Origin of the sequence: Marinobacter sp. JSM 1782161, from assembly GCF_011421605.1 — a bacterium.
Lineage (GTDB): Bacteria > Pseudomonadota > Gammaproteobacteria > Pseudomonadales > Oleiphilaceae > Marinobacter_A > Marinobacter_A bohaiensis.
In genome coordinates, this window is record NZ_WSSA01000003.1 from 516255 (window position 1) to 531287 (window position 15033).

At 64.2% G+C, this 15033-nt stretch carries 13 protein-coding genes; 5 read left to right on the top strand and 8 right to left on the bottom strand.

Features of this window, described 5'->3' with window-relative positions; translation table 11 throughout:
- Positions 1 to 6 precede the first annotated feature (6 nt).
- Together GQB00_RS15205 and GQB00_RS15210 are read left to right on the top strand one after the other, a co-directional pair.
- A complete protein-coding gene (locus tag GQB00_RS15205) occupies positions 7 to 2067 on the top strand; it encodes an HDOD domain-containing protein (RefSeq protein ID WP_165856959.1) in 2061 nt (686 codons plus the stop codon).
- On the top strand, positions 2064 to 4238 hold the full coding sequence (locus GQB00_RS15210; protein WP_165856960.1) for a putative bifunctional diguanylate cyclase/phosphodiesterase: 2175 nt from the start codon (positions 2064 to 2066) through the stop codon (positions 4236 to 4238). The genes GQB00_RS15205 and GQB00_RS15210 overlap by 4 nt, the downstream gene beginning before the upstream one ends.
- Here the strand turns inward: GQB00_RS15210 and GQB00_RS15215 are convergent.
- The gene (locus GQB00_RS15215; RefSeq protein ID WP_165856961.1) at positions 4200 to 5030 is read right to left on the bottom strand and encodes a substrate-binding periplasmic protein; all 831 of its coding nucleotides are present in this window, start codon (positions 5028 to 5030) and stop codon (positions 4200 to 4202) included. The genes GQB00_RS15210 and GQB00_RS15215 overlap by 39 nt on opposite strands.
- Before the next feature lie 316 nt (positions 5031 to 5346).
- On the opposite strand from GQB00_RS15215, the gene GQB00_RS15220 reads away from it, so the two are divergent.
- On the top strand, positions 5347 to 6000 hold the full coding sequence (locus GQB00_RS15220; RefSeq protein ID WP_165856962.1) for a class I SAM-dependent methyltransferase: 654 nt from the start codon (positions 5347 to 5349) through the stop codon (positions 5998 to 6000).
- Between the two features lie 56 nt (positions 6001 to 6056).
- Positions 6057 to 7064, top strand: a complete 1008-nt coding sequence (locus GQB00_RS15225; protein WP_165856963.1) for a DUF2156 domain-containing protein — start codon at positions 6057 to 6059, stop codon at positions 7062 to 7064.
- Here GQB00_RS15225 and murI read toward each other — a convergent pair.
- Both murI and nudC read right to left on the bottom strand, forming a co-directional pair.
- On the bottom strand, positions 7061 to 7876 hold the full coding sequence (gene murI / locus GQB00_RS15230; protein ID WP_165856964.1) for a glutamate racemase: 816 nt from the start codon (positions 7874 to 7876) through the stop codon (positions 7061 to 7063). The two genes, GQB00_RS15225 and murI, sit on opposite strands and share 4 nt — an antisense overlap.
- A complete protein-coding gene (nudC, locus tag GQB00_RS15235; RefSeq protein ID WP_165856965.1) occupies positions 7873 to 8679 on the bottom strand; it encodes an NAD(+) diphosphatase in 807 nt (268 codons plus the stop codon). Before nudC ends, murI begins: the two co-directional genes overlap by 4 nt.
- Before the next feature lie 169 nt (positions 8680 to 8848).
- Between nudC and plsB the strand changes: the two genes are divergently transcribed.
- Entirely contained in the window at positions 8849 to 11314 is a 2466-nt protein-coding gene (plsB, locus tag GQB00_RS15240; RefSeq protein ID WP_111497500.1) for a glycerol-3-phosphate 1-O-acyltransferase PlsB, read from the top strand.
- A 28-nt stretch (positions 11315 to 11342) separates the two neighbouring features.
- On the opposite strand, the gene GQB00_RS15245 is transcribed toward plsB, so the two are convergent.
- From GQB00_RS15245 to adk, 5 genes are all read right to left on the bottom strand, one after another.
- Positions 11343 to 12134: a class I SAM-dependent methyltransferase gene (locus GQB00_RS15245; protein WP_111497499.1), complete on the bottom strand. Its 792-nt coding sequence runs from the start codon at positions 12132 to 12134 to the stop codon at positions 11343 to 11345.
- Positions 12135 to 12145: 11 nt separating this feature from the next.
- On the bottom strand, positions 12146 to 12466 hold the full coding sequence (locus tag GQB00_RS15250; protein ID WP_165856966.1) for a UDP pyrophosphate phosphatase: 321 nt from the start codon (positions 12464 to 12466) through the stop codon (positions 12146 to 12148).
- Between the two features lie 41 nt (positions 12467 to 12507).
- A complete protein-coding gene (locus GQB00_RS15255) occupies positions 12508 to 13305 on the bottom strand; it encodes an undecaprenyl-diphosphate phosphatase (protein WP_111497497.1) in 798 nt (265 codons plus the stop codon).
- 175 nt (positions 13306 to 13480) lie between these two features.
- Positions 13481 to 14176, bottom strand: a complete 696-nt coding sequence (gene tsaB / locus GQB00_RS15260; protein ID WP_165856967.1) for a tRNA (adenosine(37)-N6)-threonylcarbamoyltransferase complex dimerization subunit type 1 TsaB — start codon at positions 14174 to 14176, stop codon at positions 13481 to 13483.
- Positions 14177 to 14215: 39 nt separating this feature from the next.
- On the bottom strand, positions 14216 to 14869 hold the full coding sequence (gene adk / locus GQB00_RS15265; protein WP_111497495.1) for an adenylate kinase: 654 nt from the start codon (positions 14867 to 14869) through the stop codon (positions 14216 to 14218).
- Positions 14870 to 15033 lie beyond the last annotated feature (164 nt).

A 15033-nucleotide genomic window follows, 5' to 3' on the forward strand; every position in this document is an offset into this window, starting at 1 on the left:
TAATTTATGACTCGGGCTCATAACGAACTTCCTGCTGACAGCGATCTGCCCAGCCTGCCCCATGTGGTGCTGCAGGCTCTGGACGCCTGTCGCGGCAACGGTGATTATCGCGAAATCGGCCGCATTATCAGCGCCGACACCGGTCTGTGCGCACGCGTTCTGGCGCTGGCCAACTCCGCCCTCTATGGCCGCGCCGGTGATATTCAGTCGATCGAACAGGCTCTCTTGCGGCTCGGCATCCAGCAAGTCCAGGCGCTGGTGATCACCGCATCGCTGCGCCAGCTCACGCAGGACCCCGCACCCGATTGCTGGCAGCCGCTGCGTGACTTCTGGCGCCATAGCCTCACCACCGCGCTGACCGCCCGCGCGCTCGGTCGACTCACCGGTTACCCGCACAGCGAAGAAGCCTTCCTGGTGGGCCTGCTGCACAACGTGGGCGAGCTGTGCGCGCTGCGCCATCCCCCCGGCCCGACCCAGCAGGCTCTGCTCGACAACCAGGTGGCCATGGCGGTCCGGCTGGCCAGCCACTGGGGCCTGGATGCCATTGCCGTCGATGCCATTCGCCACCAGCAGGCCCCGGTTGCCGACATCCGCGAGGCCGGGCATCTGGCCAAACTGATCAACCTGTCCTCGCGCCTCGCCCAGGCCGAAGCCGGCGGCGTCGAGGCCGCCGAAACCCTGTTCGGGCTGACCGCCGCCCTGACGCGGGAAATCGGCAGCCGCATCGAACATGAAGTCACCGCGATGGCGCAGAGTCTCGACATTCCCCTGGACGGGCCGGTCGACGGCGCCGGCGTTCATCGCCAACTGGCCAACCGGGTCATCCATTCCGCCCTGGTGGAGCAGTCGTTGGGCGCGATACCTCCGCCATCGTCCCTGCCCGCCTTACTGGGCAGCGCACTCAGCAATCTGGCCACCCTCACCGGCCGGTCCTGCCTCGTGTTCGGCGCCGATAACGGCGAGCTCAGGTTATTGGCCGCCACCCGCACCGCCCCGCCGGCCATCACCGTGCCGCTGGACCATCCGCGCAGCCTGGTCAGCCGCGTGGCCACCCGACGCGCCAGCGACATCCTCGACAATAACGACGGCACCATCCTCGACCGGCAGCTACTGGGCCTGCTGGATTGCCCGGCCATGGCCGCCGTGCCGGTGAGCGACGGGAAAACCGACTACGGCGTCTTCGTCATCGGCCTCGACCGTGGCGGCGAGCCCCTTAACCTGGTCCCGCTTACCCAACTGTTTGCCGAGCGCATGGGAGCCCTGGCCTCGGGCCTGTCGGAACCGGCTCCGGACAGCCGTAACGCCGATCTGGACCAGTTGGCCCGGGAACTCGAGCTGCGCAAGCGCGTGCATGAAGTCAGCAACCCACTGACCATCGTGCGACAGTACATCCACCAGTTGCAGGGTAAGATGCAGACGATTGAAGGCACGGATCAACTGCAGCCTGACCTGCACGTGGTGCGCGAGGAACTGGACCGGGCCGCGGGCCTGCTGGTGCGTATCAGCGATGCCCAGACGGACGCCGGCGCTGACGACGCGGACCATGGCCTGGTGCTGAACGACGAACTGAAGCTGTTGGGCGACCTCTTCGAGGAGGCCCTGTTCGCCCCCAATGGCATCGACTGCGAGACGCAACTGAGCCGGGCGGACACCCGGGTGCAGGCCACACAGGGCCCGGTGCGTCAGGTGGTGATCAATCTGGTGAGAAACGCCGTCGAATGTCAGCCGGCGGGCGGAGCGATCCGCATACAGACCATCGCCCCCATCTGGCAGGAGGATCGCGCCTGGGTGGAGCTGAGCATCGCGGATTCGGGCCCCGGGCTACCCGCGGCAATCCAGCGCCGCCTGTTCCGCCCCGTCACCAGCGACAAGGGCGAGGGCCACCGCGGCCTGGGCCTGAGCATCGTCAAGCAGCTGGTCGATGAGCTGGGAGGGCTCATCAGTTGCCGGACTGGCGAGGACGGTACCGGATTCCGTATCCTCTTGCCTGCGGCGCAACCCAATGAACATCCGGACGACTCCGGTGAAGAAGAACAACCGCCCTCAAACAACGAGCCCAAGGCATGACGTCGGACCGATTGCACAACACAGGCAGTTCCGAGGCAAAAATACTGGTCGTGGACGATGAGCCACGCATCCTGCGCACCCTGGTGGATCTTCTGGAGCAAGAGGGCTACCAGGCGATTGCCGCACTGGGCGGGCGAGCCGCCTGCGATCTGTTGAGCCGCGACGCCTTCGATCTGGTGATGCTCGATCTGCGCATGCCGGACGTCGACGGTCACCAGGTGATGCAGTTCATCCAGGAGCGCAGGATTGGCACACCGGTCATCGTGGTCAGTGGCGAGTCGTCTTTTACCGCCGTCAGCCGTGCCCTGCGCCGCGGCGCCCAGGATTACATCAAGAAGCCGTTCGATCCGGAGGAACTGCTGGCCACGCTGCGCAACGTGCTCAGCAAACAGGCCCTGGAATCCGCCCACCGCACCGTGCAACTGCGCCTGCAGAAATCCGAAGAGCTGCACCGCTACATCGTCAACACGTCCCCCGACATCGTCTTCATGCTCGACCGCGAGGGCCGCGTCTGCTTCGTCAACCACAAGGTGGAAGCGCTGCTGGGCTACCGGCCCGCCGAGCTGATCGGCCGCCACTTCCGCCACCTGATCGACGAACAGGACGTCGCCCGGGGCACCTACGCCCTGCAGGATCCCGCCGTCAACGCCCAGAATCCGCGCACGTTCGAGATACGGCTCAAGACCCGTGGCAGCCGCAAGGCCAATCGTCACTTCGAGATCACGGCTTTCCCCATCGGCGACGAGAACAGCCATTTCCTGCCGCACCTGGAACAGACCGGCAGCGGCCCGGCCAGGGAGCCCAGCGTCTACGGCTCGGCGCGGGACATCACCGAGCGTAAGGAAGCGGAAGCCTTCATCAACTTCCAGGCCTATCACGACCTGCTCACCCGCCTGCCCAACCGCGCCCTGTTCAAGGATCGCCTGATGCTGGCCATCACCCAGGCCCAGCGCAACCAGCAGAAACTGGCGGTGATGTTCCTCGACCTGGATCGCTTCAAGGTGGTCAACGACACCCTTGGCCACGCCATGGGCGATCGCCTCCTGCAGGCGGTCACCCAGCGGCTGGAAAGCTGCCTGCGCAAGGGCGATACCCTGTCCCGATTCGGCGGCGACGAGTTCACCCTGTTGCTGCCGGCCATTACCAGCCACAACGACGCCAGCAAGATCGCCCGCAAGCTGATCAGCGTGCTCAAGGAACCCTTCCAGTTGGGCGAGCATGAAGTGTTCGTCGGTGTCAGCGTGGGGATCGCACTGTTTCCCGAGTGCGGCGAAACCATGGATCAGCTGATCCAGTGCTCGGACATTGCCATGTACCACGTCAAGGCTGGCGGCAAGGACGGCTACCGCTTCTACAGCGATACCATGAGCATCGATACCGCCAATCGACTCAGCCTGGAGCGGGACCTGCGCCAGGCCCTGGTCAACGGCGAGCTGTGCGTCCACTACCAGCCGCAGGTGGCCTCGGAAACCGGGGAAGTCGTGGGCCTGGAGGCCCTGGTACGCTGGCAGCACCCCGAGCGCGGCCTGCTCTACCCGCGGGATTTCCTGCCGCTGGCTGAGGAAACCAAGCTGATCGCCGATCTCAGCGAAGAAGTGCTGAACATCGCCTGCCGGCAAACCAAAGCCTGGATCGAACGCGGCCACCGCAACCTGCGGCTGGCGGTCAACCTGTCACCGCTGCAGGTGGAACACCCCCGCTTCGTGCCCAACCTGATCACCCAGCTCGAACGCCTGGCGTTTCCACCCCGGAACCTGGAGATCGAGATCACCGAAAACGTGATCATGAACGACCTGGAGCAGATCAGCCGCAAACTGCAGCAACTGGCACAGCATGGTGTGCGCATTGCCATCGATGACTTCGGCACCGGGTATTCGTCCCTCAACTACCTCCACCGCCTGCCCATCCATACCCTGAAAGTGGACCAGTCGTTCGTGCGCGGCATTCGCAGCGGTGAGGACGGCGCCTGCATCGTCAACGCCATTGTCGCCATGGCGCATGGCCTGAGGCTGGATATTGTCGCGGAAGGCGTGGAAACGGATGTGCAGCTCGCGTACCTGCGCAACCTGGGATGCCAGCAGGTCCAGGGCTTCTTCTACGGCCCCGCGCGCCCGGCGGCGGACATCGACCAGCTACTGGGCGACCGGCCTAAAATCCTGGCCGTCGTCTGAACCCAGGTAGTGGGTGGTGATACGGTCGAAAGCGCCGGACTGCTGTAACGAGCGGATGCGCTCCGCTACGAAAGCGGCGAACTCGGGGGGCCAGTCGCTGTCGACGGTCAGGTACAGTGGAAAATCCGGGATAATGGCGCTGAAGTCGAGCCAGCGCAGACAGGGACCGGCCACCTCGGCGTGCTCCCCGACGTGGAACTGCAGCCGCGACTCCATCTCCACGAAACCATCCGCCCGCCCCAGGCTGACCAACTGGATACCGGCTTCGTAACGATCGATGGGAAGCTGTCGAATCGTGCCTTTGGCGGCAGCCCGGTCCAGCGCGACGTAATCGAAATGACGCAGCGTCAGGATCCTCAGCCCTGCGATCTGGCGGATCGAATCGATACGCGCAGGCAGGTCCTCGCGACAGGTCAGCAGCACGTGATGGGTATTGAGAACCGGTACGTCGACGAACTGGCCGTGCTCGCCGAAGCTGTTCCACTGCGGCGCATCGTAGGCGATCCAGTGATCCAGCTCGTTGTTGGCAATCACCTTGCGCAGACGGTTGACCGGGAAGACCCGGTGGCGGACGGTGTAGTCCGAGTCCGCGAAAATGGCGTCCACCATGTCTGACACGATGCCGCCGCGACTTTCCCCCTTTTCCACAATCTGGAAGGGCCGCGTCTTGTCCTCCACCACCAGGTAATTCACCACGTTCTCCGCACATGCGTTCGAAGCGAACAGAAGCCCCCACAACGCCAGCAGCAAAACGATGACCGGCTTTTGCACGTCGGAACCCAATCTCATCATCGAGTCTGACCTTACCCCGGTGCCTTTCGGAACATCCATCTACTCATACCGCAAAGACAGGACAGACGCTAGTGTCCCGAACACAGGCCGTTCGGTCATAGCGAGCGCCTAACGCACTGTCCGACAATCCTATTAAATTTTTTGACCCCGTTTGCAAAGCGTATCAATGCGTAACGCCATGTATCCGGAATTGGGGATTACGGCACAAAATCCAGCCTGAGGCTTGCCTAAGCTTCCGCAGAACAACAAATGCCCGCAGACGGTTTTTCAGGCTGTCACCGGGGCAACCAAAGAAACGGAACAGGCAGCCAGGACCATGCGCGACAAGTATCGGGTGATCGGACCCGCCTACGACTTTCTAAGCCAACTCTACAGTGGCAGGAACATCCACCGCTGCAAAACCGCCATGCTGGACATGACCACCATACGGCCCGGGGCGCGGGTCCTGTTTGCCGGCGCCGGCCATGGCCGTGACGCCATCCGCGCCGCGGAACTGGGGGCCGAGGTGACGGTGGTCGACCTGTCCGCCACCATGCTGCGCAAGTTCGACGATGCCCGGCGCCAGGAAGCGCCGCACCTGACGATCCACACCGTTCACAGCGACATCATGGCGATCGACACCCCTGGCCGCTACGACATGGTGGTCGCCAACTTTTTCCTCAACGTGTTCGACGAACCCATGATGGAGCGGGTTCTCGGGCACCTGATCGACCTGGCCAGAGCCGGCGGCCAGGTCGTGGTAGGCGACTTCTGCTACCCCACCGGCAACCCCCTGGCCCGATTGTTCAAGAAAGCCTATTGGTACGCCGCCGTCTTCACGTTCTGGCTGTTCGCCAACAATGCCTTCCACCAGATCTACAACTACCCGGAACACATGCAGCGGATGGGCCTGACCATTCGTGACAGGAAGCACTTCAAATTACTGAACATGGATTGCTACTGGTCGATCCTCGGCCAGAAGCCAGCCTGAGACACGGAACGCGGGGCCCACGACCCGTGACGGGCCGCCCCTTTCGGGAGACGATCATGACAGACCAGACCCTTGCCCTGGATCGCCTTGGCGCCGGGGAAGCCGGCCAGTTGACCTTCGCGCAACGCGTGGACTACCTCAAGCGCTTCGGCGTGCACTCCCAGTCCTTCTCCACCCTACAGCCGAACATGGACTATTTCGATGTCCCCGGCGTCGGTTACATCGCCTACATGCGCAAGTGGGGCCTGACCTTCGTGCTGTCCGACCCGGTTTGCGCCCCGGAGGACTTCCCGGTGATGCTGGAGCGTTTCCACAACCGCCACCCGGATGCCTGTTACATCCAGGTTTCCCGCCCGGTGGTGGATGTCCTGCACCAGCGTTTCGGGCTGTACGGCACCCAGTTCGGCAGCGAGTCGCGCATTGATTTGGGGGGCTGGTCCCTGTCCGGCAAGAAGAAGCAGATCATCCGCACGGCGGTGAACCAGGCCGCGCGCAGCGGCATCACCGTCCGTGAACGCTTCAGCGACGACCACACGCGGCAGATCTCCGAAGCCTGGATTCGCACCCGCAAGGTCAAAAGCAATGAGATTCGCTTCCTGATCCGCCCCATGGACATGACCTATCGCGAGAACGAGCGGCATTTCTACGCCTACCAGAACGGTCAGGCGGTGGGGTTCATTTACTTCGATCCGATTTATCGCAATAACGACATCATCAGCTACGTGCCCAACATCTCGCGGGCCAACGCCGATTTCCGGCAGGGCATTTTCTACACCCTGATGGCTCACGCCATGTCGGTTTTCCAGGCGGAGGGCGTGCCCTATCTGGATCTGGGGTTGATCCCCCTGTCGCTGGACCGGACCACCGAACCCCAGGAGGCCCGACTGCTCAAGCGCATCCTGCACGGGCTCTACGACCGGGGCAATTTCCTTTACAACTTCAAGGGGCTGGAATTCACCAAGTCCCGCTTTCGCGGCGAACGCTTCAAGACCTACTGCTGCCACCGGCGCGGGCTACCGGCGCTGGAATTCCTGGCCATGCTCAAGCTGACACGGGTGGTTTAAGGCGGCGCAAAGCCTTCGGGCCAGCCGCCATCCACCCGGCCGGCCCGGAGCCCCAGCCCGTTGAGCACCGTCTCGAACTCCCGTGGCACCGGACCGGAAAAGCGCGCGTTCATGGGCGACACCTCGCAGCCGTCGACCAGGCGTTCGGCCTCATCGAGCAGGTAGCGCACACGGCGGGCAATAGCATCACCGGAGTCGACCCAGTAGCGCACCTCTGGCAGTACCTGCGCCAGCTCATCCCGGATCAGGGGGTAATGTGTGCAGCCCAGGACCACCGTATCCACCCCCGCGTCCGCCAACGGCCGAACCGCTTCGGCCAGTTCCGCCAACGGCACCGGCCGCCCGCCCACCTTGGCCTCCGCCCAACGCACCAGCCCTGGATGGCCCACCCGGGCAATCTCACAATCGGCGGCGAAGCGCTGGATCAGATCCTCGGTGTAAGGGCGACGCACCGTCGCCGGCGTCGCCAGCACGCCCAGGCGGCGATTCTCCGACAGCGCCGCCGCCGGCTTGATCGCCGGCACCACGCCCACCACCGGTACCTGAAGACGCTCGCGCAGGGCCGGCAACACCACGGTACTGGCGGTATTGCAGGCCACCACCACAAGATCCACCGGTTCCTGCGCCATCAACCGCTCGATCAACGCGACACAGCGGGCGATGACCGTTTCTTCGGACTGATCGCCGTAGGGGAAACCGGCCGTATCGGCCAGGTAGGTCAGCGATACAGAGGGCATGGCGGCGTGCAGGCAGGCGGCAATGCTCAGCCCGCCCACGCCGGAATCGAACACCAGTACACGGGGAGTGCTCACGACCCGGCCGGCGCCTCCCGCTCGGCCAGGGCCCGCTCGATCAAGCGGCCGGCGATGGTGCCCGGCGGCGGCACCGGGGGCAGCTCATCAGGGTGGAACCAGTCGGCGGTGGCCAACTCGTCCTCCTGCAGGCGCAGCTCGCCGCCGGCATAGTCGGCGAAGAAACCCAGCATCAGCTGATGCGGGAACGGCCAGGGCTGGGACGCCTGGTAGCGCACGTTATTTATGGTCAGGCCCGTTTCCTCCATGACTTCGCGCCGCACCGCTTCCTCGGCGCTCTCCCCCGGCTCGATGAAGCCGGCGATGAGGCTGTAGAAGCCGTGAGTATGGCGGGAGGAGCGCGCCAGGAACAAGCGCTCGCCGTCACGGATCAGCACGATCACGCAAGGCGCCAGACGCGGATAGAACGGGATCTCGCAGTGGTCACACCACTTGGCCCGTTCGCGGGCATGCATTCGGGTCTCGCCGCCACAGCGACCGCAGAAGCGGTGATCCCGCTGCCACTGCAGAACCTGGCAGGCCGTGCTCAGGACGCTGGCCAACTCGGGCTCAGAGCCCAGCAGCGCATCGCGCAGGGCGACGGCCTGGTTCTCGGGCGGGCGTTCGGCCAGGGCCACGAACAGGCGTTGGCCATGCAGCTCACCCAGGCATACGGGGGGCGTGCCGGTCAGCGCTGCGGCCGGGGACCGGGCGTCGTGAACCCAACCATCGGGCGCACGCACCAGGGTCTGTCCCCGAGCCAGAATCAATCCATCACCCGGCGCGGGCGGCGCTTCCGTCCAACCCGGAACCCAACCTGGCATAGGCCTGTCTCTCCTGTTCGTTAAAAGACGCTGCACATGGTATCCAATCTGGCCCAAAGTACCACAATGCGGGTTCTCCAGAACATTTGGCGGGCCCACGACCGGCGACCTTTGCGCTCTTAGTGGGAGCAAGTAAACTTACGGCACCTGACCGCATAACGGAGTTTGCATGCGATTTTTTCCGGGACTTAGCGCCCTTTTCTTTACGCTTTTACGAAAGATCCTGTTTCTGTGGGTCCGCACCGATGTGATGGGCGCAAGCCGGGACCAACTGGAACTGGATCCGGACAAGCCGGTTTGCTACGTCCTCCAGTACAGCTCCCTGTCCAGCCGCCTGGTGCTGGAGCAGGAAATCCTGCGCGCGGGTCTCCCCTCCTCCCAGGCGCCGCTGCCGATCGAGAACGGCCCGCGGCGATCCTTCTTCTTTCTCTACCAGCGCGCCGGTGGGCTGTTCAGACGCCGCCATTCGCCGGCGCTGACGCCGCGCATCAAGCAGATCACGTCGTTGGCGCTGCATGATTCCAGCCAGGACATCCAGATCGTGCCGGTCACCCTGTTCTGGGGCCGCTCGCCGGACAAGGAAAAGTCACTGTTCAAGCTGCTGTTGTCCGATACCTGGTCCGTGGCCGGCCGCCTGCAGAAGCTGCTGATCATTCTGGTCCACGGCCGCAACACCTACGTGCAGTTCAACCGCCCCATCTCCATCCAGCACGTGATCAATGAATTCCGTGACAACGAGGAGCGTGCCACTCGCAAGCTGGCCCGCATCCTGCGCACCCATTTCCGGCGCGTGCGTCAGGCCGTCCTCGGACCCGACCTGTCACACCGCCGCACGCTGGTCGCCTCGCTGGTGCGTACCCCGGCGGTCAAGGAAGCGATCCGGGAAACCGCGCGGGACAAGGACCTGCCACCGGAAAAAGTGCGCGCCAAGGCCCTCAAGTACGGCGACGAAATCGCCGCCAGCATGTCCGTGGTCACCATCCGCTTCCTGGAAGTGGTGCTGTCCTGGCTCTGGAACCGCATCTACAACGGCGTCGCCGTCAACAACATCGAGGTGGCGCAGGATGTCGCCAAGGACAACGCGGTGATCTATGTGCCCTGCCACCGCTCGCACATCGATTACCTGCTGCTGTCCTACGTGCTCTACCGCAACGGCCTGATGCCCCCGCACATCGCCGCCGGCATCAACCTGAACATGCCGGTGGTGGGCCCGATCCTGCGCCGGGGCGGCGCCTTCTTCATGCGCCGCAGCTTCCGCGACAACCCGCTCTACGCCACCGTGTTCAACGAGTACATGCACGTGATGTTCTCGCGCGGCTATTCGGTCGAGTACTTCGTCGAGGGCGGTCGCAGCCGTACCGGCCGCACCCTGCAGCCACGCCCCGGCATGCTGTCGATGACCGTGCGCAGTTACCTGCGCGATCATCGCAAGCCGATCGTATTCGTGCCGGTGTACATCGGCTACGAGAAAGTGATGGAAGGACGCAGCTACCTGGGCGAACTGCGCGGTAAGAAGAAGCAGAAGGAAAGCATCTTTTCCCTGTTCAAGACCGTCCGCAAGCTGCGCAACTCCTTCGGCGAGGTGGCGGTCAACTTCGGCGACCCGATCCGCCTTAACCGGGTGCTCGACGACGTGCATCCGGAATGGCGTGACGAGGCCTACGACAGCGACTATCGCCCACGCTGGCTCAATACCGCCGTCAGTGCCCTGTCGGACAAAGTGGCCGAGCACATTAACGCCGCGGCTGCAGTGAACCCGATCGGCATGGTGGCCACAGTGCTGCTCTCGGCCCAGAAACTGGCCATGGACGAGCGCCTGCTGGAACGCTTTCTGGACGAGTTCTGCGACCTGATCCGTTCGGCCCCGTATTCCGCCCACATCACCTTTCCCGAGGGCAACGGCCGCGACTGGATCGCCTACTGCGAGAACATGGGCCTGGTCAGCCGCTTCAAGCAGGACCTGGGTGACATCATTGCGCTGGAAGGCAACAACGCCATCCTGATGACCTACTACCGCAACAACATCCAGCACCTGTTCGCGCTGCCGGCGCTGATCGCCTGCCTGTTCGAGAACTTCTCCACCCTCAAACGCGAGCGCGTGGTGTTCCTGGCCGGCTCGGTGTACCCGTACATCCGCTCCGAACTGTTCCTGCAGTACCCGGACGATGCGGTCGAACCGGTCATCGAGCACTGGATCGATGTCCTGGCGGAGCGCGGCCTGCTGACCCGGGACGGCGACAAGGTGTGCCGCCCGGCGGACGGCACCGAAGCCGCCCTGCGCCTGCGCAGCCTGTCCCGTTTCATCATCCAGACCCTGGAGCGCTACCACATTTCCATCGCCATCCTGCGCAAGTACGGTTCAGGCAAGATTTCCGCCAGGGAGTTGGAAGAACAGAGCACGCAGATGGCCCAGCGCATGTCGATCCTGTTCGGTGTCAACGCGCCGGAGTTCTTCGACAAGGCGCTGTTCCGCAACTTCATCGCCAACCTGCAGCGGGACGAGATCCTCACCACCGACGACAACGAGCTGCTGTGCTACACCGAAGGGCTCGACGAGGTGGCGGAGGACGCCCGGCTGGTACTGAACATGGAAATGCGCCAGGCCATCCAGCAGGTGACCATGCTGGGGGCCTGATCCGTTATGGCATCGCGGCAGGCGGCGCTCAGGGCAGCGCCTTCAGGGCGTAGATGTCGTAGCGGCTGCTCTTGCCTTCCAGTTGGGTGCTGGGCGCCGGCCCGTCAACGGTCGGCGCCTTGCGCGGGCGCTTCACCACCACCCGGTAGGCCGCCTTGGCCAGGGCCGCTTCCAGCAGCGCCGGGGCATCGTCATCGGCGCCCACGATAGGCCGGAAAAGCTCCATCTCTTTCTTGACCCGGGCCGACTTGTCACGATGCGGAAACATCGGGTCCAGGTAGATCACGTCCGCCAGCGGCCCGTCCTGGCTTCGAATCCAGTCGATGCTGTCCCCCGCCTGCAAGCTCATTCGCGCCGCCAGTGGAGCCGCTGCCGGGTCGCCCGCCGCCCGCTCCAGGCCATCCGCCAACAGCGCATGAATGACCGGCGAGCGTTCTAGCAGTGTCAGCCGGCAGCCCAGCCCGGCCAGTACGTAGGCGTCCTGCCCCAGTCCGGCGGTGGCGTCCAGCACGTGCAGTTCGCGGTGGGTTTTCTTGAGGCCGACAGCGCGAGCAACAAGTTGCCCGGCCCCGCCGCCATGATCCCGGCGATAGCCCGCCTTGCCGGAAACGAATTCGGCCCGCACCGGGCCGGGAACCTTGCGCCCGGTTTGCTGCAGGGCCAGTCCCTGGTCGTCGAGCCAGAGCAACACCGGGCAGGCATCGACCCGACGCGGGTCGACAACACCAAGAAACGGCAAAGACAGACTCTGAGCCAGGGTCTGGGCAGGTCCGGAATGAACCTGCTCAGCGCAGGCAACGGCAAGGGATGGGGAAGACATGGCGGGAAACGTTATACGCGAATGTCGATGCCCGCAAGCTCGACGTCGTCCCCTTCTTCGCGGGTGCTGGCAATGTTGTTGAAAACGTCCAGTGCCTGGGCGTTGCGCAGCGGCACGTCGTCGGCCCGGAAACGCTCCAGTTGGGCGTCCTCAGCCGCCTGGCGAGCCTGTACGCGGCGTTCCAGGCGTTCCGGGTCGACCGTGTCGCGGCGGACGCCGGTCTCCGTACCCGGCGTACGGCCGTCCGGTCGGGACGCAGTGTCCCGATCCCGCTGTAGCGGGCTGTCGGCAGGAACGGGGCTAACGCCGTTATAAGGAAGGCCGCGAATCATCGATGGAGCACTATCTGCAGAACGGAATTATTCAAGGTTGCTCAGAATACCATCAACAGAAGCAGCCCGCCTAGCAGTAATCGATAGATCACGTAGGGCATGAATCCGAGCCGCTCCAGAAAACGCAGGAACAGGTGGATACAGATCACCGCGCTGACGAACGACACGCCGGTACCAACGAGGATATCCAGCCACTGGGCCTCACTGCCGGTTTCCGCCAGTTCCAGCGTCTTGAGCAGGCCGGCGGCGAGAATCAGCGGAATGGACAGCAGGAAGGAAAAGCGGGCCGCCGCCTCACGTCGGTAGCCCAGGAACAGGGCCGCGGTCATGGTGATGCCGGAACGGGAGGTCCCGGGAATCAATGCCAGCGCCTGGGCCACACCGATGACCAGGGCATCCCGATAGCCCAGGGCCGCCAGTCCCTTTTCCCGGCGGCCGACGGCGTCGGACCACCAGAGCACCAGGCCGAAGCCGATGGTCGACAGCGCGATGACCAGCGCCGAGCGCAACTGTGACTCGATCACATCCTCGAACAGCAACCCCGCCAGACCGGCGGGTGCGGTACCGAGAATGATCGCCCACGCCAACCGGCTGTCCTCGCTGGTGCGCCGCTGCAGGGTATCGCCAACCCAGGACCGGGTCAGGCGCACCACTTCGGCGCGAAAATACCAGACCACCGCGACCAGCGTGCCGACGTGGACCGCAACGTCGAAGGCGAGGCCCTGGTCGCTCCAGCCAAGGATCTGCGAGGGAAGGATAAGGTGAGCGGAACTGCTGATGGGGAGAAATTCGGTCAGCCCCTGAATAATGGCCAGGGCAATGGTCTGCCAGAGATCCATGAAACGGCTTCCTGCTTCGAGTCGACGGCACCGGAGCCCAGCGTCACCTCCCTGTCACCGAACGGGAACCGCACGCGCCACAGTCGAGGCGTACAGACATCCCCTGCGCCCCGGGAACGGATACGATCCGGGACCGCTCAGTCATCGGCAGTCGGAACGAGTCGGTGACGGGACACTAACGCCCCGGCAGTTTCTTCCAGGTCACTTCGTCCCTGACGTAGACCGGTGCGGCATCCTGGGCCGCTACCGTTTTCCCGTCAGGCCAGTCGGCTACCGCCAGCGTGGCGATATCCGCGGCCAGAGGATACCAGTCCGCATGGGTCAGCAACATTGCATCGCGGACAGGTTGCGGCATCTGCTCCACCAGGTTCCAACCAGAACCGGCACCGATCCAGCGCGGTGCCTCTTCGGTGAGGGACACCTGGTCCGGCGGGCAGACACGCTCCTCGGCGGAGGCGGTGACCCTGCCTTCACGAATGCAATAACAGTTCCAGTAGACTTCCCCCATCCGCGCGTCGAAGGCCACGGCCACAGCGTCACCCTCTTGCGCCTCGCCGACACGCAGGGCACGCGAGGCAAGGGCCGCCAGGGAGGACACCGGAACCACCGGTATATCGAGGCCAAAGGCCAGCCCCTGCACCACGCCAGTGGCGATGCGCAGGCCGGTAAATGAACCGGGGCCGCGGCCGAAAGCCAGGGCATCGAGATCTGCCAGCGGGATGCCGCTCTCCGCCACCAGTTCGCGCACCATGGGCAGCAGGTGCTGGGTATGTCCGCGTGGCGAGCGAAGGTCACGCTGATAGAGTTGGCCATCAGACCAGAGGGCCGCCGAGCAGCCCTCCGCCGTGGTATCCAGTGCCAGTAGTTTCATGAAGGTCGCGCAATGGAGGCCGCCGTAGCGGCGCGTTGTTTACTGCAGGTTGGTCAGGATCTGGTCGCGGATATCGTCCATGCTGCCGACGCCGTCGACACGGACGTAGGTGGGCGCCGCCTCGGCATCCGCCTTGGCCCAGTCCTGGTAGTAGCCTACCAGCGGTGCGGTCTGGTCGTGGTAGATCTTGAGACGGTTACGGACGGTTTCCTCGGAGTCGTCAGCGCGCTGGATCAGCGGCTCGCCGGTCTCGTCGTCCTTGCCCTCGACCTTGGGCGGGTCGTATTTGACGTGGTAGGTGCGGCCGCTGGCCTCGTGGACGCGACGGCCGGACAGACGGGTGACGATTTCTTCGTCATCAACGGCGATCTCGACCACATAGTCGATCACCACGCCTTCATTCTTGAGCGCTTCGGCCTGGGGAATAGTGCGCGGGAAGCCGTCCAGCAGGAAGCCGTTGGCGCAGTCGTCCTGTTTGATGCGGTCCTTGATCAGCGCAATGATGGTCTCGTCCGGAACCAGGCCGCCGGTGGCCATGATTTCCTTCACTTCCAGCCCCAGCGGAGACTCAGCCTTGACCGCGGCGCGCAGCATATCGCCGGTGGAGATCTGGGGAATCCCGAACTTGCCGGTAATGAACTGGGCCTGGGTCCCCTTGCCTGCGCCCGGTGCGCCCAACAGAATGATTCTCATAGTGGAAATGCTCCCGTTTATCGATGAAATCGTCGTGCGGCTTCGGGAGGTACAACCTGCAACCGATGGAGCCACGCAAGCCGCATCTGCCGGAACCGAGCCGTGACAGATGGGCCGAATGTTTTTATTGGCCGGCCGCTCGTGGCGTTCCGGTCCTGACCTGA